This window comes from Falsirhodobacter sp. 20TX0035, assembly GCF_028307215.1.
GTDB lineage: Bacteria > Pseudomonadota > Alphaproteobacteria > Rhodobacterales > Rhodobacteraceae > Falsirhodobacter.
Map to the genome: position 1 here is coordinate 537,835 of NZ_JAQMHV010000001.1, position 22,032 is coordinate 559,866.

Sequence of the window (22,032 nt, forward strand, 5' to 3'; positions counted from 1 at the left end):
GTTTCCTCAGTGCGCAGCAGGCGGCATGGGATGCGCCGCGTCAAGGGCTAGGTTGGCCGCCAGCACGTTCACCCGGTAGGAACCGTACAGCCCCCAAAGCGGCCGTCGTTCCGCCGCCGCCAGCACGGCCAGCACGTCGGCAAGGTCCACGCCCCGCGCCTCGGCGATGCGCCGCGCCTGCCCCCGCGCGTTCACGAGGGAGACGTCCGGATCCAGCCCCGAGCCGGAGGCGGTCACCGCATCCATCGGCGCGGGGGTGCCGTTCTCCGCCTCCCACACCGTCCGACGTTCGGCCACCGCGTCGCGCAGCGCGGCCGAGGTGGGGCCGAGGTTCGTACCCGCCCCCGCCGCCGCGTCGTAATCCACGGCCGAAGGGCGCGGGTGCAGATACCCCGCCCCCGCAAAGGCCTGCCCCACGAGGGCAGAGCCGACGGGCCCGCCCTCGGCTACAATCAGGCTGCCTTCGGCCCGGTGAGGCACGACGGCGGTGGCAAGGCCGGTCATGGCGAGCGGATAGGCAAGGCCGGTCAGGGCGGTCATCACGGCGATCAAAGTCAGCGCGGGACGGATCATCGTCATCTCCTGTGTCATGCGAGGCCCAGCGCGGTCACGCAAAGGTCGATGGCCTTGATCCCGAGGAAGGGGGCGATCAGGCCGCCAAGGCCATAAAGCGTCAGGTTGCGGCGCAGCAGCGCGGCGGCGCTGGAGGGGCGATAGCGCACACCCCGCAAGGCCAGCGGGATCAGCGCCACGATCACCAGGGCGTTGAAGATCACCGCCGAGAGGATGGCGCTTTCAGGGTTCAGGCGCATGACGTTCAGCGCCTGAAGCCCCGGAAACGCCCCCACGAACAGCGCGGGCAGGATCGCGAAATACTTCGCCACGTCGTTGGCGATGGAAAACGTGGTCAGCGCCCCGCGCGAGATGAGGAGCTGCTTGCCCACCATCACGATCTCGATCAGCTTGGTCGGGTCGCTGTCCAGGTCGATCAGGTTCGCGGCCTCTTTCGCGGCGGGGGTGCCGGAGTTCATGGCCACGCCCACATCCGCCTGCGCCAGCGCGGGCGCATCATTGCTGCCATCGCCGCACATGGCGACCAGCCGCCCGCCCGCCTGTTCGCGGCGGATGTAGTCCAGCTTCATCTCGGGCGTCGCCTCGGCCAGCACGTCGTCCACCCCGGCTTCCGCCGCGATGGAGGCGGCGGTGACCGGGTTGTCGCCCGTGATCATCACGGTGCGGATGCCCATGGCGCGCAGTTCGGCGAAACGTTCGCGCACGCCGGGCTTGATCACGTCCTTCAGATGGATCGCGCCCAGGATGCGCGCGCCGTCCGCCACCAGAAGCGGCGTGCCCCCCGACCGCGCGATGCCGTCGATGGCGTTGCGCAATCCGGCATCGGCCACCTGCCCCGTGAACCGTTCCACCGCGTCCACCGCGCCCTTGCGCAGCGTGCGGTCCGGCAGGTCCACGCCCGACAGGCGGGTCTGGGCGGAGAACGCCACGGGCTCCCCTTCCTCGGGGACGTGGGTGCCCATGCGGGCGGCCAGCGCCACGATGGACTTCCCTTCGGGCGTGTCATCGGCAAGGGAGGCGAGCCAGGCCGCGTGCACCAGATCCGCTTCGGCCACGCCCTGCGCCGCCACAAAGGCGTCCGCCATGCGGTTGCCGAAGGTGATGGTGCCGGTCTTGTCCAGAAGCAGCGTGTCCACGTCGCCCGCGGCTTCGACCGCGCGGCCGGATTTCGCGATGACGTTGGCGCGCACCAGCCGGTCCATGCCGGCGATGCCGATGGCCGACAGAAGGCCCCCAATGGTGGTGGGGATCAGCGTCACGAACAGCGCCGACAGGGTGATGACCGGCAGCACGAGGCCGGAGAACCGCGCGAAGGGTTCCAGCGTGACGACCACGATGAGGAAGATCAGCGTGAGGCCGGCCAGAAGGATGTTCAGCGCGATCTCGTTCGGGGTCTTCTGGCGTTCGGCGCCTTCGACCATCGCGATCATCCGGTCGAGGAAGCTTTTCCCCGGTTCCGCCACCACGCGCAGGATCAAGTGGTCCGACACGACGCGCGTGCCACCGGTGACCGAAGACCGGTCGCCGCCGGATTCGCGGATCACCGGCGCGCTTTCCCCCGTGATCGCGGATTCGTCAACCGACGCCACGCCGCGCACCACCTCGGCGTCCGTGGGGATCAGGTCGCCCGCGTCCACGCGCACCAGCTGCCCCGCCTTCAGGGCCGAGGACGGAACCTCGCGCGGGGCGGGATCGTCCATCGTGGCCAGAAGGCGCACGGTGGTTTCGGCCTTGGTGGCGCGCAGGCTGTCAGCGCGGGCCTTGCCGCGGCCTTCGGCCAGCGCCTCGGCCAGGTTGGCGAACAGCACGCAGATCCACAGCCACAGCGCGATCTGCAGGTTCACCCCTGCCCCCGTCGCCCCCGTCAGAAGGTCGCGCAGCGCCAGCACCGTGGTCATCGCGGCCACCACAGCCGTCACGAAGATCACGGGATTGGCCTTCAGCGCGCGGGGGTGCAGCTTCAGCACGGCGGCCTTTGCCGCCATTTGCAGGTTGGACATCGTCGTCGTCCTTGTCAGAAGCTTTGCCCGGCCCGCAGCGCGGTGAATTCCGCGACCGGACCAAGGGCAAGAACCGGGAAGAAGGTCAGCGCTCCGAAGATCACCACGGTGACGATCAGCAGCACCACGAACAGCGGGCCATGGGTCGGGAAGGTGCCGGAGGTGGATACCCCCTGCCGCTTCACCGACAGCGACCCCGCGATGGCCAGCATCGGCACGATCACGGCATAGCGGCCCAGCAGCATCAGGAGGCCCAGCGCGGTGGTCTGCCACTGCGTGGCGGCCCCCCATCCGGCAAAGGCCGACCCGTTGTTCCCCACGGCCGAGGCGTAGGCGTAAAGGATCTCTCCCAACCCATGCGGGCCGGCGTCCTGGACCGAGGCCGCGGCCTGCGGCACCGTGGCCGAGAGGGCGGCCCCGACCAGGATGCCCAGCGGGATCGACAGGAAGGCCAGCACGGCCAGCGTGACCTCCCGCGCCTCGATCTTGCGGCCAAGGTATTCAGGGGTGCGGCCGACCATCAGGCCCGCCAGGAACACGGCCAGCACGACATACAGAAGCATCCCGTAAAGCCCCGCGCCCACGCCGCCGAAGATCACCTCTCCCAAAGCGATGTTGACGGTCATCACCAGCCCCGACAGCGGCATGAAGCTGTCATGCATCGCGTTGACCGACCCGTTGGAAGCCGCCGTCGTCGCCTCGGCCCAGAGGGAGGAGAGGGCGGCGCCGAAACGCATCTCCTTGCCTTCGAGGTTGGGGCCCGCGCCCAGAAGGGGGTTGCCCGCCAGTTCCGACAGGTGGATCACCGCAAGCCCGAGCGCGAACAGAACGCCCATGGCCGCGAAGATCGCCCAGCCCTGCCGCGTGTCGCGCACCATGCGCCCGAACAGGAAGCAGAAGGCGACCGGGATCAGCAGGATCGCAAAGACTTGCGCCATGTTGGACAGGACCGTCGGGTTTTCCAGCGGATGGGCCGAGTTTACGCCGAAGAACCCGCCGCCGTTGGTGCCCAGCTGCTTGATCGCGATCTGGGCGGCGGCGGGGCCGCGGGCGATGGTCTGGTCCGCCCCTTCCAGCGTGGTGACATGGGCGGCGCCCAGCAGCGTTTGCGGCACGCCCTGCAGGATCAGCACGACGCCCAGCACGACCGACAGCGGGATCAGCACATACAGCACCGACCGCGTCATGTCGGTCCAGAAGTTGCCCAAGGGACGGCCCGCGAAGCCGCGGATGACGGCCACGCCCACGGCCATGCCGGTGGCGGCGGACACGAAGTTCTGCACCGTCAGCCCCGCCATCTGCGAAAGGTAGGACAGTTGCACCTCGCCGGAATAGGCCTGCCAGTTGGTGTTGGTGACAAAGCTGATGGCGGTGTTGAACGCCAGATGCGGGGCCATGGCCCCGACCCCGTCCGGGTTCAGCGGCAGCACCGCCTGCGCGCGCAGGATGGCATACAGCAGGACGAACCCGGCGGCGTTGAAGGCCAGCACGGCCAGCGCATAGCTGCGCCCGTCCTGCATCACGTCAGCCCGCACGCCGGCAAGGCGATAAAGCCCCCGTTCCGCACGCGCGGGCGCGTTTTCGTAGATGCGGGTCATGTGGGCGGCCAAGGCCCAAGCCGCGGCGGTCAGGGCCGCGGCGAATAGGGCAAAGCCCAGAAGATCGGTCATGACGTGCCCCTCAGCCGCGGCCGGGACGGGCCAGCGTCCGCACAAGGAACACGAAAAGGGCCAGCGACACGGCCAGCCCGAGGATCAGGTCGAACATGCCGTTCACCGCCCCCCGATCAGTTGCACCGCACCGGCAAAGGCGGCAAAGCCGCCAAGGCCGAGGGCGAGATAGATCAGATCCGACATCACAACTCCTGTCACTGTCTGACGGGGGAAATGGCATCGGGGCGCGTAAGGGCGCCATGCGGAACGGCAAGGGGCGGCGTAAAGGGCGCGTAAAGACGACACGCCCCCAGGTCGGATCAGCGAAGCATGTCGCCCCACATGCCTTCGGCCGCGTTTTTCGCGGGCTTTGCGGGCGTCACCTTCTTCGGCGGCCGGACCTTGCCGCGATTGGGGGCGCCCGTGTCCGGCGCGCCATAGGACGCGTTGAAGATGGATCGGGGTTCACCCTGAACGGGCGTGGTCTTCGAGGTGATGGTGGTGGTCTTGCCGGATCCCATGAAAGGGTCCTCCATGATGCCGGGCGGAGGATACCGGACGGCCTTTCTTGCATATGACGTGCAGGACGGCGGGGACAATGCGCGGGTCCTGATTGAGGTCCGGATCATCCCTCAAACTTTTTTCGAAAAGATGTGGAACCAGATTGAAACATCCGCGTTTGGTCCGGGTGGCGGGTGTGGTGAAGTTTAAAGAGTTTGCATCGAGCCCTCGTTTGTACCGGTATGTGACCTCACCCGTCACAAGATTTCCCATGTTCAAAGGCTGTTGAGGCGGATCATGTCTGCTTAGGTCAGTGTGGTTTTTCGGCGACGCTTCCGGCCGAAACGGGCGCGGTGGGGAACGTTCCGCCGTGCCGTTCGTCTGTTTGGAAACAACCAAAAGATGTGGGGCAGGACATGACGACGATCTGGACGCAGCCGGTATGGGTCCATCCCACGGGCATCCCCGTGGCCACCACCGAGGACGCTCTCTCATTTCTGGAAACGCAATGGCACAGGCTGCCTTGCGTCGAACGCCGGATCGCCTATTCCGAGGTGTTCAAGGCGGCAAGTGGCCTCGGCTCGCACGAGGAGGCGCGGCAACGTTTCGCCGCGCTGTTCGCCGCCGGTCCACATCGCTGATCCCTGCACAGGCAAAAGGGCCGGAAAACCGGCCCTTCCCCTTCAGGATGTATCCCTGATCAGCGCTTGGTGGTGTCGAAGCCCGGACGGTCGGTGCGATCGTCCTCGATCTCCACTTCCGTGTGACGCACGGTGTCCGAGATCGTTTCGCGGTGCGTGTCGCTGGTCTTGCGCAGGCCGACCTCTTCCACAACGCGGGCGTCTTTCGACACGACGGCCTCTTCGCGGTATTCCTCGGCTTCCAGCGTGCGGTCGGTGAAGGCGTCGGCGGCAGTCACGGCGCGGTCGACGGGGCGACGCTCCAGTTCCACATGCTCTTCGCGTAGGTCGACCGTTTCGCTGACCGGCTCTTCCACGGTGTAGGCGCGGACACGGACGCGTCCGTGCTGGGTGTCGCGCTTGCCTACGCGCAGACGCTCTTCCACGACCGGGATGACGTCGTCATCGGTGCGGTCGATGTCCGCCGAGGTGGACGCGCCGGGCGTCGTCATCGGACGGGCCACCGGCGCGGCATAAGCGCTGGATTCGTAACCGCCCCAACCTTCGGAACGCCAGCTGGCCTCACGCTCGTCCAGGTTCACGGTGCCTTCGTCGTCCAGGATGTCCAACACGGTGTCGTATTCCGCGCCCGTGATGCCCGTGACGGTCACGAGATAGCCGCCGCGCGACAGGCCTTCGGCATAGGTGTAGCGGTCTTCATCGGGGAAGAAGTAGTCGCCCAGCTTGTCCCAGAAGCCCTTGTCCTCATGGGTGCCGGACGTGGTGGTGGTGGTCGTCGTGGTCGTGTCGTTGCCGCCTTCCATCCGGATCTGCGACGAAGATACGCCGGCCTGGTTCAGGCGTGCGACAGCGGCGTCGGCGTCCGCGCGGTTGTCGAACAGGGCCGAGATCGAGATTGCACCGGATGTGCCGATATCGGAGTTATAGGTCATCGGGATTGTCCTTTCGTCATTTCATTGATCAGCGGTCGTCTTCGGGAAGAAGCCGCTCGACTGAAGCGGTCTGGCGACGTGTGGTGACGGGCACTTCGACCGTGTCACGATGCTCCACGCGCCGGATGTGAAGCTCCTCGCGGACGTAAAGCTCCCGCACCACGACAAGCCGCTCCTCCACCACGGGGATGATGGTCAGGTCGCCGTCAACGACGACCTCCGGAGCCGTGTCCACCTTGCGGTCCACAGGAACACGCACGACGTCCACTTCGGTCCGTTCGAGTTCGACGGGCAGAAGCGTCTCGACCTCCTCCGTCTGCGTGCTGACACGCACACGGCCGGTGACGATCTTTTCCTTCGTCACCGTCGCCCGTTCCTCCACCACAGGAAGAAAGTCCGTATGATGTTCCTCGGCCATGACATCCTTCCACAGTGAGCGACTGGAGAACGGAAGGACGGGACGGTTGTTCCGAAGGTTTCGGGCGACGGCGGAAAAGAGCCTACGGGTCGGGACCGGGCACCGGGATCGCGCGAATTTGATCCATTCGCCAAAGGACCTAGCTGTTCGTCCTGAACCCCACGGGAAGGGAGGCACCCATGCGACATCCGCTGCTGTCCGCAGCGCTGATCCTGGCCGCCGGAACGGCGCAGGCGCAGGACCTGCTGTTCCCCCCGGGCGAGGATCCGCGTTTCGACTGGGCGTCGTTCGAGGCGTTCAAGTCCGACCACGACCTGACGGGCCAGAGCGTGACCATCGCCGGCCCCTGGACCGCCGAGGACGAGGTCACCTTCCGCCGCGTGTTCGAGTATTTCGAGGCCGCCACGGGCGCCACGGTGAACTATGCCGGATCGGACAGTTTCGAGCAGCAGATCGTCATCGACACCTCGGCCGGGTCGCCGCCCGACATCGCGGTCTTTCCCCAGCCGGGGCTGGCGCGCGGGCTGGCGGCGCAGGGCAAGCTGGCCCCCCTGCCCGCCGACACCGGCGACTGGCTGCGCGAAAATTATGCCGCCGGCGACAGCTGGGTGGAGCTGGTGACCTTTCCCGGCTCTGACGGGCAAAGCCATGTCTACGGCTTCCCCTACAAGATCGACGTGAAGTCGCTGGTCTTCTATTCGCCCGAGAATTTCGCCGCGCTGGGCTATGAGGTGCCCCGCACGATGGAGGACCTGAAGGCCCTCACCGAACGCATCGCCGCCGATGGCGGCACCCCTTGGTGCATCGGCCTTGGCGCCGGGGCCACCACCGGCTGGCCCGCCACGGATTGGGTGGAGGACATGATGCTGCGCATCCACCCGCCCGAAGTCTATGACCAGTGGGTCACGCACCAGATCCCCTTCGACGATCCCCGCGTGGTGGAGGCCATCGACGAATTCGGCTGGTTCGCGAAGACCGACGCCTTTGTCGATGGCGGCGCGGGCGGGGTCGGCTGGATCGACCACCGCGACAGTCCGACGGGCCTGTTTTCCATCCCGCCGCGCTGCTTTCTGATGCATCAGGCGTCCTTCATCGGGTCGTTCTTCCCCCCGGGGACCGAGTTTGGGACCGATGTCGATTTCTTCTACATGCCGCCCTATGCCAGCCGGCCCGAGCTTGGCAGCCCGGTGCTGGGCGCGGGCACGACCTTCTCGCTCACCCGCGACACGCCGGTGGCGCAGGCGTTTCTTGAGTTTCTGCGCACCCCCCTCGCTCATGAGGTGTGGATGGCGCAGACCGGCTTCCTGACGCCGCTGAAAACCGCGAACCTTGATGCCTATGGCGATCCGACGCTGAGGGGCATGGGCGAGATCCTGGTCAACGCCGACACCTTCCGCTTCGACGCGTCGGACCTGATGCCGGGCGCGATCGGGGCCGCCGCCTTCTGGACCGGGATGATCGACTATGTCGCCGGCGACACGGCCGCCGAGGCCGCCGGCATGATAGAACAAACGTGGGAAAGCCTAGCCCGCACGGGGGGAGTGGACGGATGAACCAGATCCTTCTTGCTGGTATCACCATCATCGTGGGCGTCGCGGGATGCCTTGCCTATTTCTGGCTGTCCAACCTGTTGCTGGACCGCGTCTTCCCGCCGCGCGGCGACAACGCCGCCCACAACCTGCGCCGGTCGGGCCGCATCCGCCCGTGGCTTTTCCTGGCACCCGCGATACTGTTCCTTGGCATCTACCTTGTTTATCCGGTCTTCGCCTCGCTCTGGCTCGCCTTCTCGCGCGGGGGGGAATTTGTGGGACTGGACAACTTCGTCTGGCTGGCGGGCGATCCGAAGTTCCGCGAAAGCCTGCTGAACAACCTGCTGTGGCTGGTCTTCGTGCCGACCATGGCCACCTTCATCGGCCTGATCGCGGCGCAGCTGACGGACGCCGTGAAGTGGGGGGCCATCGCCAAGTCTCTGATCTTCATGCCCATGGCCATCAGCTTCGTCGGCGCCGCCGTGATCTGGAAGTTCATCTACGAATTCCGGGCCGAGGAACTGGCCCAGATCGGCCTTTTGAACGCCATCGTCACCTCGCTGAGCTTTGCGCCGAAGGCTTGGCTGACGCTGCCCGTCTGGAACACGTTCTTTCTGATGATCATCATGGTCTGGATGCAGGCGGGCTTCGCCATGGTCCTGCTGTCGGCCGCCCTGCGCGGCATCCCGGACGAAACTGTGGAGGCCGCGATACTTGACGGTGCCTCTCCATGGCAGGTGTTCTGGCGCATCCAGGTGCCGCAGATCCGCGGCACGATCCTTGTCGTCTGGACCACCATCACGATCATGGTGTTGAAGATCTTCGACATCGTCTTTGCCATCACCAACGGCCAGTGGGGCACGCAGGTTCTGGCCAACATGATGTACGACTGGTCGTTCCGGGCGGGGGATTTCAACCGCGGGGCCACCATCGCCATCGTTATCATGATCGCGGTGCTGCCGATCATGGTCTGGAACATCCGCAACGCCAGCAGGGAGCGCGACTGATGGAGAACATCGCAGGCAAGCGCGGACGGCTGACTTGGGCGCTGAACATCGCCGTCCTTCTTCTGGTCCTTTTGTGGACGATCCCGACCATCGGCCTTCTGATCTCCTCGTTCCGGGATGCGGAGCAGCTGCAGACCTCTGGCTGGTGGACGGCGCTGACGCCGCAGCAGGAAACATGGGCCGCGCGCTCTGCCGTCCCCGGCGCGGCGGTGCTGGAAGGCAACGTCTTCGGGGACGGCACGGGCAAGGTGGTGGCCTTCGGCGTCTCACCCGTCGCGCCATCGGAATTCGCGCCGGGAGAGGTGGCGGATCGCCCCGACGGCGGCACCCTGACGGTTCAGGCCGACGGTCGCTACCGTCTTGAAGGCGTATCGTCGCCCGAGGTGGCGTCGGGCGACACGGCCGGCACCGCGCCCCCGCGCGGGGTGCGTGTCTTCGTCACCTCGACCGAGCCGCCGGACTTCACCACCGGCAACTACGGCACCGTGCTGAACGCCGACGGGATGGGGCAGTCCTTTCTGAACACGCTGACCGTCGCCATCCCGGCCACGGTGATCCCGATCCTCGTGGCCGCCTATGCCGCCTATGCGCTGGCATGGATGAGCTTTCCGGGACGCGCGCTTCTGGTGTCGCTGGTCGTGGGGCTGCTTGTCGTGCCGCTGCAACTGTCGCTGATCCCGCTACTGCAACTGCACAACGGCATCGGCCTTGGGCGCGGCTATATCGGGGCGTGGCTGGCGCATACCGGCTTCGGCCTGCCGCTCGCGATCTATCTTCTGCGCAACTACATGGTCGGCCTCCCACGCGAGGTGATCGAAAGCGCGCGCGTCGACGGCGCCACGGATTTCGAGATTTTCCGCAAGATCATCCTGCCCCTGTCCCTGCCCGCGCTGGCGGCTTTCGGGATCTTCCAGTTCCTGTGGACGTGGAACGACCTTCTGGTGGCCAAGGTCTTCCTCGGCACCTCGGACGACCAGATGGTGATGACGGGCCGGATCGTGGAGCTTCTGGGTTCGCGCGGCAACAACTGGGAACTGCTGACGGCGGCGGCGTTCATTTCGATGATCGTGCCGCTGATCGTCTTCTTCTCGCTTCAGAAATACTTCGTCCGCGGCCTTCTCGCCGGGTCGGTCAAGGGGGGCTAACCTATGACAAACGTGACACTGACCGACGTGTCGAAATCCTATGGCGGCACCAACGTGCTGAAAGGCATCGACCTCGACATCCGGCAGGGGGAGCTGGTGGTCTTCGTCGGGCCTTCGGGCTGCGGCAAGTCCACCCTTCTGCGGATGATCGCGGGCTTGGAAAAGATCACCGGCGGGACGCTGGAGATCGACGGCCGGGTGGTGAACGACACGCCGCCCGCCCAGCGCGGCATCGCGATGGTGTTCCAAAGCTATGCCCTCTACCCCCACATGACGGTGCGCGAGAACATGGCCTTCGCCCTCGACATCGCCAAGGTTCCGAAAGCCGAGGCGGCACGGAAGGTGGAGGCGGCGGCGGACACGCTGCAGCTGACGCCCTATCTGGACCGGCTGCCGAAGGCGCTGTCGGGCGGGCAGCGCCAGCGCGTGGCGATCGGGCGGGCCATCGTGCGCGATCCGAAGGTCTATCTCTTCGACGAGCCGCTTTCCAACCTCGACGCCGCGCTGCGCGTGGCGACCCGGATCGAGATCGCGCAGCTGAAGGAGCGCATGCCCGACGCCACGATGATCTACGTCACCCACGACCAAGTGGAGGCGATGACGCTGGCCACCCGCATCGTGGTGCTGGCCGACAAGGGCATCAGCCAGGTCGGCACCCCGCTGGAGCTGTACGAGGCGCCGAAGAACGAGTTCGTGGCGCAGTTCATCGGCTCTCCTTCCATGAACCTGCTGCCGGGTCGGATCACCGCCACGGGCGCGCAGACCGAGGTGACGCTGGCGGGCGGGGGCGTGGCCCTCTCCGCCATTCCGACCGAACCGGACGCGATGGGCCGGCAGGTCAACGTCGGCATCCGGCCCGAGGATCTCGTGCCCACGAACGGTGCTGCGATCTACACCGGCGCCGTGGATTACGTGGAGGCGCTGGGCGAAGTGACGCTGCTGTATTTCGTGGCCGAAGGCAACCGACCCGGGGTCATTGCCAAGCTTCCGGGCATCCATCGGCAGGCGCGGCACAGCACCGTCGCCCTGACCGCCGATCCCGCCCGCGTGCACCTCTTCGCGAACGGGCAGTCGCTGCGGGTCAGAAGCGCCACCCGGTGAAGGAGGCGTCGATCGTCATCTCGTTCTCATCATACACATCCGCCGTGGAATCGCGGTTGCGGGCGCCGATGCCGATCCACAACCCCTCGCGCACTTCACGGCTGATGGAGAACGAGACGGTGCGGTCCCGGCGCTCGATCCCGAAGAAGTTCTCGCCCCCCGATTCATAGAACCCCAGTGACACGCGGGACGACTGGCCCAGGATCGGACGTACCAGGCTGGCGGACACGGAACGCGTCACGGTGTTTTCCCCCGCCACCCGTTCACCCCACGTCGCCGACAGGGACAGCGCCCCCACACCCTGAATGGCGCTGAGCATCGAGGCCGACACCGACAGCTTGTCATAATCGCTCAGCACGTCCTTCGTGAGCGTTGCCGTCGCCTCATGGCTGCCGAAAGAAGAGGCGAAAACCCGGCGCAGCCCGACCGATCCGAAGCGCCCCTCCTCGGTGTCGTTCGTGTCGCGAGCGTCGTCATACTTGTAGCCCCCGCACAGCACGAGCCAGTTCCAGTGCGACAGGTATTCGTTCGCGCAGGCGGACATCCGCACGGCGGTGCGGGTCACGTCCACCGCGGGCGCGTGGCGCAGCGCGGCGGAGAACCGAAGATCGAGGGTGGAGCCTTCGTCATAGGCCATCGACAGGGTCGCGCTTGTATGGGCCCCGATCACGAAGGCGGCCTTGGCGCGCGTGTCCTTGTTCACGGCAAAGCTTTGCTGATCGATCACGATGCTGTCGCCCGGCACGCCGCCGTTCACGTTTTCATCGTATTCGAGGATCGGGCCCAGCGTCAGGCGCGGCTTGCCGAAGACAAAACCGTCACCGGGTCGATGGAACAGCCCCAGCCGGTTCGCGATCAACTTCTGCGTGGACAGCGAACCGGCAGGACGGGTCTTCAGCAGGGAAAACAGCATCAGCCGCTGCGAGCTGGACAGGATGGCCCCGCGCCATTCCGGCATCGACGCAGCCCTGACCTGCGCGGTCGCGCTTGACGCGCAGGCCACGGCCAGCATCAGGAAAAGCAGGACTGTCTTCATCTATGCGCCGAAAGGGCCCCGGCCGCCGCATGGGGCCGGGGCGGTGGTGGTGTTACTTCTTCTCGGCCACGAAATCGCCGCCCAGCGTGTCCGAACCGATCGTGCCCTCGATGGTGCCCGACACGGCCTCGGCGTCGGCGCCGCGGAAGGCGCCGCTCATCAGCGCGTCGACCTCTTTGGCACCGTTGTCATCCAGCGTGCCGGCCACCTGCGCGTCAAAGGCGTTGAGGTTGGCGACGCTGTCCTGAACCGTCAGTTCGCCGCCGATCTCCCGACCGTCCGCGCCCACGAAGTTGGAGAATTCGCCGCCCACTTCGCTCGTCTCGAAGTTGGCTTCCAGCGTCAGTTCGGCCAGCATGTCGGTGGAGGCGTCCGCGCCCACGTTGAAGGCGCCCGTGCCTTCATAGGTGGCGGAGCCTGCGGTGGGCAGCGTGGTGGTTTCGGCCATCGCGGCGACGCGGTCGGCCATTTCCTCGTTCCGGGTCGCCAGTTCGGCGAAGCTGGGGGATTCATCCCGGCTGCTGCCGCCATCCGAGTCGCTGCAGGCGGCCAAGGCCGCGACGACGAGAAGAGCTGCGATGGAACCAGAGTTCTTGAACATGTTTTCAATCCAGATGCATGACGGCCGTGGCCTTGGGCCCGCCGGTGAAGGACAGCCGTAACACCCCTTCTTGACGGAAATGTTACAAGCCGGTGAGGAATGTCGTGAAGGTGGCAGTCCGGCAAAGCCGGCCCTGTCCGGGACCGGCTTTGGCCTTGATCTCAGACCATCAGCGGGTCGTATTCGGTGAAGGTCACGTTCTCCGCCGTCAGATCCTTGCCGTAGATGTAGATCGCATCCTGCCGGTTTTCCGGATCGTTCAGGTAGGCGACCGCGATGTCGCCCAGCATCTTCACCGCCGACACGGACACGCCGCTGGCCAGAGCGATCTTGTCCACGCCCACCTCGTAATCGGTGATCGTGTCGCGCTCGCGCACGCCGTCCAGCGCCTCGGCTCCGAAGAAGAACATGTCCGCCCCCGCGCCGCCCGTCATGCGGTCATAGGCCCCGGCGCCGGAGATGAAGATCTCGTTCGCGTCCGTCCCGACAAGGATGTCGCGGGCGGCGTCGGTGCCCGGCACGAAATCGAAGGTGTCGAGGACGGTATCCTCGCGCAGGTTGACGTTCTGGATCCGGTCGTCGGTCGCGGCGCCGCCATCGGCCTCGTCATAGGCCGTCTCGGGCGTGGCGTAGTTTGCGGCCAGGTATTCGGCGAAGGCGTCCTGCTCCGTCCCGTTGTCGGCAAAGGTTGCCGTGCCGTCGCGCGTGCCGTCGGACTCGCCGTCACCGTTCAGGTCCGCCAGATCGACGCGGTCCCGGCCACCGCCTTCGGGGAACGGGTATCCGTCGCCGCCATCGGCCATGAAGCTCAGCGTCACGATGCGGATCAGGCCTTCGGCGTCGCCCGCGATCTCTCCGTTCTTCACCAGAACGTCAAGGTCGTTGCCCTCCGCATCCGTGATCGTGGCGTTGAGGATGCGCGAACCGGCTTCCAGATCCGGGTCGAAGCTGTACTGGATGCCCGACAGCTGCGCGAATTGTCCCGCGCCGATCGTGGCGCCGTGCTCCAAGATCGCCACCAGTTCCGCCCGCGTCAGCGTCACCATCGACAGCGAGTTGTTGAAGGCCAGCGCCGAGGCGATGTCGGCCTGGCTGATCCCGCCTTCCGGCTTGATCAGGTTGCCTTCGCTGTCCAGCAGCTCTCCGTTCGGGCCGCGCACGAAGTCGGTGCTGCCCGCCGGAACCGTGGTTTCCCCGATGGAGGCGCGGATGCCGCCGCCGTTCTTGATCGACACCATCACCGTGTCGTCGATCGCCTTGGCATAGGCGAGGTTCGCGTCCGCCGTCAGGTTGCCGAGGTTCGTTTCCTGCGACCGCACGCCGTCCGGATCGTTCGCCCCGCCGGTGCCGGTGCGGTTGCCGTTCAGGAACACGTCCGACACGCCGAAGACGTTGCCCTGCGTTGCGATGATTTGCGCCTCCAGCGCGTCGGCGATGGCCTGCACCTCGGCGTCGCCCATGTCCTCGGCGTCCAGACGGGCCACGCCCGCGTCGTCGGTGGCATAGGCGCCGGACACTTCCGGATCGTAGCTGTCGGCGATGACCTTGCCTTCGGCGTCGAAGTCCACGACCAGGCGGCCGACATACTTGTAGTTGCCGTCGGTGTTGACGACCGCGGTCATGCCTCCGTCGGCGTTTTCCACGAAGGTCGGATAGGTGCCCTGAACCTCGTCATCTCCGACGGGGGTGTCGTTCTCGTCCAGAAGGCGCGTGTTCGATCCGCCCGCCAGAATCACGTCCACACCCTTCAGCCGCGCGGCGAGTTCCAGTTCCACGTCGATCACCTGCATGTGGGCTTGCAGGATGACCTTGTTCATGGTCGGGTTGGCGGCCAGCAGCGCGTCCACCTCGGTCTGGATATCGGCCGCCAGCGCGTCCAGTTCGGCCGCCGTCGGCGTCGTCCCGGCCCAGAGCGGTTCGACCGTCACGCCGCCGGTCGAGGACAGGCGCGTTAGCGTCGGCGTGGTGGCGCCCACGACGCCGATCAGTTCGCCGCCCTTCTCGATCACGGTGGAGCTGGCGATCTTGTTCGCCTGCGGTGCCTGACCGCCCGCCGTCGCCAGCGGTGCAAGATACTGGTCGCCCGACAGGTTCAGGTTGGTGGACAGATACGGCATGTCGGTGCCGGTGAAGTCCTTGCCCTCCAGCGTGCTGCCGACCAGCTTGTCAAAGTTGCCCATCGCATCGCCCGAGATCAGGCCCGCCAGCGCTTGCGTGCCTTTGTCGAACTCGTGGTTGCCCAGCGTGATGGCTTCGAAGCCCAGTTCGTTCTGGATCTGGATGTCGCCGATCCCGCCCGAACCGAAGACCGCGGCCGAGGCGTCGTAGAACGCCCCCGGGATGATCGCATCGCCCGAGGACAGGCGGATCGTGTTGTCGGCCACCCCGTCATTACCCAGATCCTGCGCTTCCAGCGCGTTCATCACCTTGGCGGCGTTGGGTGCATAGACGACGGAGGTGCCGTTGCCCTCCTGGTCCGACATGTGCAGGATTTCGAGCGTGAAGATCTCCGGCTCAACCACCGCCGGCTCGCCCAGATCCAGACCTACGACGATGGGGTCGTGGTCCGAGGCGCGGTAGGGATCGGCCGTCAGCAGCGACGTGTCGCGGCCGAAGTCGGTGTTGTAGTCGAAGGCGTCCGCCTCGTCCGAGTTGACGTTCCAGTATTGTGCGCCGGTGACCTGGCCCTTCAGGCTGCCATTGGCCAGCGCGTAGTCCAGTGTGCCGGCTTGCCCGTCGAAGACATAGCTGGTGCCGGTCGGGTCCAGTTCGGCCCCAAGGTTGGTGTAATCATCGGCGGTCCCGGCAGCGTCGTCGGCACCGGCGCGGATCGCGGTGATCGCGTCTTCCATGGCGTAGGAGTTCAGGTCGCCGAGGATGAGGATGTCCTCTTCGCCCGTGCCGGTGGGATCGGTGGCCAGCCAGTCGACCAGCGCCTTGGCCGCCGCTTCGCGCACATCGGCGTTGGCGCCCTGCCCGTCACCGATGTCCACGTCCCCGTCCACGACGGAGCCCTTGGACTTCAGGTGGTTGATGACGGCGGTGAAGCTTTCGCCCGACGCGATTTCCGTAAAGGTTTGCGCGAGAGAGGGGCGCTGCGTGTTCACGGTCTGGAAGTCGGCGTCCACCGTCTCGTCCAGGATCGCGACGTCGCCGGTCAGGCTCACGGTTTCGGTGTTGTAGAGGAAGCCGTTCTTGATCGCGTCGCCTTCCAGCGTGCCGCCCATGGCGCCTTCGATCACGCCCGCGTCCACATAGGCATAGGTGCCGCCCGCCGCATTCAGGGCCGCCACCAGCGCGACCAGCGAAGTGGAGCCGAGCGGGTCGTTCTCGATCTCGGTCAGGCCGATCACGTCGGCGTCGATGGCGTTGATCGCGGCCACCAGCTTGGCCTGCTGCCGGGCGAACTCTTCTTCGCTGTTCGCGCCGCGCGGGTCGAGCGTGCCATTGGCCCCCGTTGTGCCCTCAAGCGTGGTGAAGTAGTTCAGGACGTTGAAGCTTGCGACCTTCAGCGTGCCGCCGACCTCGGGGGCGTCCTCGCGCGGGTTCTGCTGCTCCAGCTCCGCCACGGGCAGGTTGATGCGGTATTCCGGCTCCTCGCTCGACGACGCGCTGTCTTCGGAGAAGCTGACCACGCCGGTGACGCTGGTGTAGACGTCGCCCATGCGGAACTCGTCGCCCGCGCTCAGCTTGCCGTCCTCGCCCAGACCCGGCACCAGGATGTCTTTCGGGTTCTGGGCGGTGGAGCCGTCGTCCAGCACGATGGAGCGGGCGGCGGTGTCCTTCAGGAACTGCTGGTAGCCTTCGACGCTGGGGGCGTTGTTCTGGGTGAACGTCTCGATCCGGCCATCGGACGACACGCGGATCGTGCCGAAGCGGTCGGTGTTGTAAAGCTCGCCCACCGTCATGTCCTGCTGGATGGTGACCAGCATGCCTTCATAGGCTTCAAGGTTGGCGACGTAATCGCCGTCGGCGTCCTGCAGGACGGTCGCGGTCGGGAAGGTGACCACGGTCGCTTCGGGCAGGTCGGCGGTGCCGTCCACGGTCACGGCGGCAGCGGACAGCCCCGTCTCGCCCGAGAATTCGGCGACGCGGCCCGACACGGTCACCAGCGCGCCGGCCGTGATCCCTTCGGTCGATCCGCGCACGAAGATGCCTTCGGAGGTGAAGGCGTCCGCATCGGCGTCAGCCGTTTCTTCCTGCACGTAGTAGCCGCCAAGGCCCGTCAACACCTGCGTGACGACGCCCTGGATGCGCACGTCCTGGCCCAGAAGCGGGCTTTCGTCATCCGCCCCCGCCACACCGACCAGCGTGCCGTCGGCGAGGTTCGTGGAGCCCTGGATCTCGTGGATCTTCACGGCAGTGTAATCGGCAGGATCGACCGTGACCGTTCCGGCCGTGGGGGTGTTGATGGCCGGATCGTTGTTGAAGTCCAGCTGGGTGAAGGTGTCGCCGTCGCGGCGGAAGCCGGCCGGCAGGAAGGTGCCTTCCGGACCCACGACCGGCGCATCGAAGAAGCCGGTGTCGCCCGCGTCGCCATCCGTCACGGTGACGGCGTCGGCCACGACCTCGGTCCCCGCCACCGTGGTGCCGGTGAGGGAGGCGGTTTCCACCAGCGCGATGGTGTAGCTGGAATTCTCGATGAAGTCGGCCGACAGTTCGGCGTTCGGCGTCACGCCGAAGGTGGAGGCGACCAGCGTGTTGCCCAGCAGGAACACGCCGTTTTCACCCAGAACATGCTCGGCCGTGAAGTCGAACCTTGCGTCAATGCGGCCGTTTTCGGTGCCCGCGTCCGATTCCACCACGATCACGCTGTAGCCTTCCAGCGAGGCGCCGGGTGTGCCGGTGAATTCCACATATTCCGGATCGGTGCCGGTGGTGCTGCCCAGCACGGCGTTGATCTGCAGCGACGCAGCCTCGGCATAGCTCTTGAGCGGGAAGGGCTTGGTCGCGGTGGCGTTGGAGGTCTGGCCATCATTGGCGTCCACGCCCGAGAACGTCCACTGCGTCGCGTCGAAGACTGCGCTGGGGGCGGCGCCCGGCTTGCGGGCGGCCCAGCCGTCCATGTGATCCCATTCCGTGCCCGTGCCGTCCTGGGTGGCGGTGCCGATCGTGTCGACCAGCGTGCCGTTCAGGAACAGTTCGACGGCGTCATCGCCGTTCACGTTCATCACGCTTGTCGTGTAATCGGGAGCGAAGCCGAAATATTCGGTGAAACCGGCCTCGTCGCTGGAGATGTAGATGTAGTCCCCGGCGGACGCGGCCACGGCGGGCAGCGTGAACTCCACCCCGGCGGAACCGCCGCCATTGCTGGCCGAACCCACACCATAGGCGGACAGATCGGCGACATCGTTCCGCACGAAGAGTTCGATCGTCTTGGGCAGACCGCCGGTCAGCGGGCCGTCGAAGATTCCCGTGATGATAAGATCGGACATTTCGTCTCCAGCGTAAAAACACATTCACGCGGAGGCTAATCTTATCACCTAACAGTGATCGAACAGGATTATAAAGTTTTGGTGACCTTAACGTGACGTAAAGGATTGCCCCGTGGGCCTATCCTCGCATGGCCTTGGAGAAGTAGACCATCAGCGGCTGCGTCAGATAGGCCAAGGGGGTCTGTTCGCCCGTGCGGATGTAGGTTTCCACCGGCATCCCCGGAACCAGCGTCAGCCCGTCCAGCCGGGCCAGTTCCTGCGGCAGGGGCTGCACCTCCACCCGGTAATACTGCTGGCCGGTTTCCTGATTCTGCAGCGCGTCGGCCGAAACGGTGACGACCTGCGCCTCCAGATGCGGCGTGGTGCGCGACGGGAAAGCCGAGAAGACAAGCTGCACCCCCTGCCCGGCGCGCACGTCGTCCACGTCGATCGGGGACACCTGCGCCATGATGATCAGCGGACGGTCCTGGGGCACCAGATAGAGCGCGGGATCCGCGGCTTTCAGCACCGAACGCGGCGTGGTGGTGGCCATGTCCAGCACGATGCCCGCCACCGGGGCGCGGATGTCCAGCCGCGACAGCTTCTGCGTCAGCGCGCGGCGGCGTTCGACCAGTTCCAGTTCCTGATAGCCGAACTCGCGCAGCTGGGTGATCGCCTCCTCGCGGCGCGTCTTCTGCAGGCGCAGGACCTCCAGATCGTTTTCGGTCCGGCGGCTTTCGGCCTCGGCGCGCTGGGCGGTCAGATCCCCCGCCTCGCCCGCAAGGCGCGCTTCCTCGCGCTCCAGCGACAGAACGCGGCTCAGCTGGGTCAGGCCCTGCTTCAGAAGGATCTTCTGGACGTCCAGTTCCTGCGCGATCAGGTCGCGCTGCGTGACCAGCGCGGCCAGCTGGGCGTCCACGCCTTCGATCTGGCTGGTCACCTGCGCGCTGCGGCGGCCGATCTGCGCGATCTCCTGCTCCATCGTCTCGCGACGGGCGTCGAACAGCGTCTGCTGGCCCGTCATCTGCGACACGATTTCGGGCCGCGTGGCCGCTTCGGCCAGAAGAAGATCGGGGAAGACCACGTCGGGTGCATCGTCACGCTCGGCCTCCAACCGGCCGCGGCGAGCCAGGATCTCGAACAGCTGGCCTTCCACGATGGCCAGCTCGGACTGAAGGTCCGACCCGTCCAGCCGCAGCAGCAGGTCGCCTGCCGCCACGCTGTCGCCTTCCTTCACAAGAATCTCCTCCACTACCCCGCCATCGGGATGCTGGACAACCTGCCGGCGGTCCTGCACCTGCACCTGGCCCGCGGCAATGACGGCGCCGTCCAGCTTCGTGGCCACCGACCACAGGCCGAAGCCACCGAACAGCACGGCAATGGTCGCGAACCCCAGGATCAGGGGCGTCCGGGTTCCGGTCATCATGCGGCCCCCTTCCGGCCCACAAGGCTGGTGTGGTTCTGGACCGTGTCCCGCAGCACCGCGTCGCGCGGGCCGAAGGCGCGGCGGGTGCCGGCCTCCAGCATCAGCAGCGTGTCGCATTCCTGGATCGCGGCCGGACGGTGGGCCATGATGAAGACCACGCCACCCCGGTCCTTGATGCCACGGATCGCGGTGTTCAGCGCCAGCGTCCCCTCGCTGTCGAGGTTCGAGTTCGGCTCGTCCAGCACAAGGAAGACCGGATCGCCGTAGAGCGCCCGCGCCAGACCCACGCGCTGCACCTGCCCGCCCGAAAGCTTCCCGCCCAGCGCCGACACCTGCGTGTCGTAGCCGTCGGCCAGCTTCAGGATCATGTCATGCGCGCCGGCCTTCTGCGCCGCCTCCACCACCTTGGCCGGATCGGCGTCGCCCGACAGGCGCGCGATGTTTTCGGCAAGGGTTCCGGCGAACAGGCTGACGCGCTGGGGAAGATAGCCGATCATGCCGCCCAGCACGTCCGGGTCATACTGGTCCAGCGTGGCGCCGCCCAGACGGATCTCTCCGCTTGCCGGGGTCCACAGGCCCGTCAGCGCGCGGGCGAGCGAGGTCTTGCCCGACCCCGACGCGCCGATCACGCCCACGGCCTGCCCCGGTTCGGCGTGAAAGGAGATGCCGCGCAGCAGGGGCGTCTGTTCGCCGGGGGCGCGCACGACCAGACCGCTCACCTCGATCCGCGCTTGGGGGCGGGGCAGCGGGGTGCGGGGTTCGACGGGGGGCGTCTGCTCCAGCAGCTGCGACAGGCGCATCCAGCCTTCGCGCGCGCGGGCGGCAAGGCCCCACTGGCCGATGACCGTCTCGATCGGGGCCAGCGCCCGGCCCAGCAGGATGGAGCTGGCGATCATCGCGCCCGCCCCAAGTTCGCCCTGGATCACCAGCCAGGCGCCCATGCCCAGCATGGCCGACTGCAGGAACATCCGCAGCGTCTTGGTGGACACGCTGAAGGCGCCCGACCGGTCCGCGGTGCGCAGCCCCAGATCCGTGGCGTCCGACCGCACGCACAGCCAGCGGGCGAAAGCCGCGCCTTCCATGCCCAGGCTGCGCACGGTTTCCACTTCGGCCTTCAGGCCGTTGGCGATCTGGTCCGCCTCCATCCCCGCGATGTCGGACCGGCGGGACGCTTCGCGCGTGCTGGCCTGGTTGAACAGCGCCAGCGCGACCAGAACGACCCCGCCGCCCAAAGCGAGCCAGCCCATGAACGGGTGGAACACGAAGATCAGCGCGATGAAGAACGGCGTCCACGGAAGGTCGCAGAAGGCCAGCACCACCGGCGAGGCGATGGCCCGCTGCACCGCCCCCAGATCCCCCTGCGCGGCGCGCGCGTTCACGTCCGCCGGCGCGACCAAGCCGCGGTGAAGGCTGGCGCGGAACACCCGAAGCTCCAACGCCTTCTGGAACCCGGCGCCGATCCGCGCCGTCAGGCGGCCCCGCGCATAGTCCAGAAAGCCCATCCCCACGAACATCAGCGTCAAGAGCAGCGACAGCGCCACCAGCGTGGGCACCGACCGTGCCGGAAGCACCCGGTCGTAGACCTGAAGCATGTAGAGCGGCCCCGCCAGCATCAGCAGGTTCGCCACGACCGAGAACACGAAGATGGCGGCCCAGAGCGCGCGGAACTTGCCATTGGCGGCGCGCAGCTCCGCTGCGCCTTTTGAGGAAGAGGTTCGGGTCATGGGGGCTTTCTGGTCGTCACGTCGAAAAAGGGCGTCGCAGATCCCGACGGGGTCCCGGAACGCGGTCGGCGGACAGCCTAACACCTTCATGTGGCGATGTGATGACAGTGTCGCGGGGCATCCAAGTGCCAATTGCGCATAATTTTGTCCTCTTGGAAAAACTAAATAAATATCCGTAATATCGTACAGATACTTATCTGGTGGCGAATTAGATTCGCCTCACGATCTTGCCTGCCGGTGGTGTAAATCTGCACAATCTATGGCACACGGACCTTCTACGCGATCTCAAAAGTGAAAGGGTCCGCGTGGAGCGGCCCTGCTTCCTGAGCTTT

The 22,032-nt window shown here is 66.4% G+C and carries 17 protein-coding genes; 5 read left to right on the plus strand and 12 right to left on the minus strand.

The window, feature by feature from the left end:
• Positions 1-6: 6 nt before the first annotated feature.
• The 5 genes from kdpC to PIJ50_RS02820 all read right to left on the minus strand — a co-directional run bounded on the left by kdpC (position 7) and on the right by PIJ50_RS02820 (position 4,746).
• The gene (gene kdpC / locus PIJ50_RS02800; protein ID WP_271972492.1) at positions 7-579 is read right to left on the minus strand and encodes a potassium-transporting ATPase subunit KdpC; all 573 of its coding nucleotides are present in this window, start codon (positions 577-579) and stop codon (positions 7-9) included.
• An 8-nt stretch (positions 580-587) separates the two neighbouring features.
• Complete coding sequence (gene kdpB, locus PIJ50_RS02805; protein ID WP_271972494.1) at positions 588-2,573, minus strand: potassium-transporting ATPase subunit KdpB; 1,986 nt, start codon at positions 2,571-2,573, stop codon at positions 588-590.
• Positions 2,574-2,587: 14 nt separating this feature from the next.
• Positions 2,588-4,243, minus strand: coding sequence for a potassium-transporting ATPase subunit KdpA (kdpA, locus tag PIJ50_RS02810; RefSeq protein ID WP_271972495.1), 1,656 nt, complete (start codon positions 4,241-4,243; stop codon positions 2,588-2,590).
• Positions 4,244-4,253: 10 nt separating this feature from the next.
• Complete coding sequence (locus PIJ50_RS02815; RefSeq protein WP_271972497.1) at positions 4,254-4,349, minus strand: K(+)-transporting ATPase subunit F; 96 nt, start codon at positions 4,347-4,349, stop codon at positions 4,254-4,256.
• 196 nt (positions 4,350-4,545) lie between these two features.
• Positions 4,546-4,746, minus strand: a complete 201-nt coding sequence (locus PIJ50_RS02820; protein WP_271972499.1) for a hypothetical protein — start codon at positions 4,744-4,746, stop codon at positions 4,546-4,548.
• Between the two features lie 396 nt (positions 4,747-5,142).
• Between PIJ50_RS02820 and PIJ50_RS02825 the strand changes: the two genes are divergently transcribed.
• Positions 5,143-5,367: a DUF982 domain-containing protein gene (locus tag PIJ50_RS02825; RefSeq protein WP_271972500.1), complete on the plus strand. Its 225-nt coding sequence runs from the start codon at positions 5,143-5,145 to the stop codon at positions 5,365-5,367.
• Between the two features lie 59 nt (positions 5,368-5,426).
• Here the strand turns inward: PIJ50_RS02825 and PIJ50_RS02830 are convergent, their stop codons facing one another.
• On the minus strand, positions 5,427-6,299 hold the full coding sequence (locus PIJ50_RS02830; protein WP_271972501.1) for a YsnF/AvaK domain-containing protein: 873 nt from the start codon (positions 6,297-6,299) through the stop codon (positions 5,427-5,429).
• A gap of 28 nt (positions 6,300-6,327) precedes the next feature.
• Entirely contained in the window at positions 6,328-6,717 is a 390-nt protein-coding gene (locus tag PIJ50_RS02835; protein ID WP_271972503.1) for a DUF2382 domain-containing protein, read from the minus strand.
• Between the two features lie 179 nt (positions 6,718-6,896).
• On the opposite strand from PIJ50_RS02835, the gene PIJ50_RS02840 reads away from it, so the two are divergent.
• Genes PIJ50_RS02840 through PIJ50_RS02855 form a run of 4 tightly spaced genes read left to right on the plus strand, consistent with a single transcriptional unit; the run spans position 6,897 to position 11,499 of the window.
• Entirely contained in the window at positions 6,897-8,270 is a 1,374-nt protein-coding gene (locus tag PIJ50_RS02840; protein WP_271972505.1) for an ABC transporter substrate-binding protein, read from the plus strand.
• Positions 8,267-9,253: a carbohydrate ABC transporter permease gene (locus tag PIJ50_RS02845; RefSeq protein ID WP_271972506.1), complete on the plus strand. Its 987-nt coding sequence runs from the start codon at positions 8,267-8,269 to the stop codon at positions 9,251-9,253. Before PIJ50_RS02840 ends, PIJ50_RS02845 begins: the two co-directional genes overlap by 4 nt.
• On the plus strand, positions 9,253-10,398 hold the full coding sequence (locus PIJ50_RS02850) for a carbohydrate ABC transporter permease (RefSeq protein ID WP_271972508.1): 1,146 nt from the start codon (positions 9,253-9,255) through the stop codon (positions 10,396-10,398). The genes PIJ50_RS02845 and PIJ50_RS02850 overlap by 1 nt, the downstream gene beginning before the upstream one ends.
• Positions 10,399-10,401: 3 nt before the next feature.
• A complete protein-coding gene (locus PIJ50_RS02855; RefSeq protein WP_271972509.1) occupies positions 10,402-11,499 on the plus strand; it encodes an ABC transporter ATP-binding protein in 1,098 nt (365 codons plus the stop codon).
• Here the strand turns inward: PIJ50_RS02855 and PIJ50_RS02860 are convergent.
• The 5 genes from PIJ50_RS02860 to PIJ50_RS02880 all read right to left on the minus strand — a co-directional run bounded on the left by PIJ50_RS02860 (position 11,480) and on the right by PIJ50_RS02880 (position 21,700).
• On the minus strand, positions 11,480-12,535 hold the full coding sequence (locus tag PIJ50_RS02860) for a hypothetical protein (protein WP_271972511.1): 1,056 nt from the start codon (positions 12,533-12,535) through the stop codon (positions 11,480-11,482). The genes PIJ50_RS02855 and PIJ50_RS02860 overlap by 20 nt on opposite strands.
• Before the next feature lie 52 nt (positions 12,536-12,587).
• Positions 12,588-13,136: a HupA family protein gene (locus PIJ50_RS02865; protein ID WP_271972513.1), complete on the minus strand. Its 549-nt coding sequence runs from the start codon at positions 13,134-13,136 to the stop codon at positions 12,588-12,590.
• A 161-nt stretch (positions 13,137-13,297) separates the two neighbouring features.
• Complete coding sequence (locus tag PIJ50_RS02870; RefSeq protein ID WP_271972515.1) at positions 13,298-18,571, minus strand: ExeM/NucH family extracellular endonuclease; 5,274 nt, start codon at positions 18,569-18,571, stop codon at positions 13,298-13,300.
• A gap of 118 nt (positions 18,572-18,689) precedes the next feature.
• Complete coding sequence (locus PIJ50_RS02875) at positions 18,690-19,976, minus strand: HlyD family type I secretion periplasmic adaptor subunit (protein WP_271972517.1); 1,287 nt, start codon at positions 19,974-19,976, stop codon at positions 18,690-18,692.
• A complete protein-coding gene (locus tag PIJ50_RS02880) occupies positions 19,973-21,700 on the minus strand; it encodes a type I secretion system permease/ATPase (RefSeq protein ID WP_271972518.1) in 1,728 nt (575 codons plus the stop codon). The genes PIJ50_RS02875 and PIJ50_RS02880 overlap by 4 nt, the downstream gene beginning before the upstream one ends.
• Between the last annotated feature and the right edge of the window lie 332 nt (positions 21,701-22,032).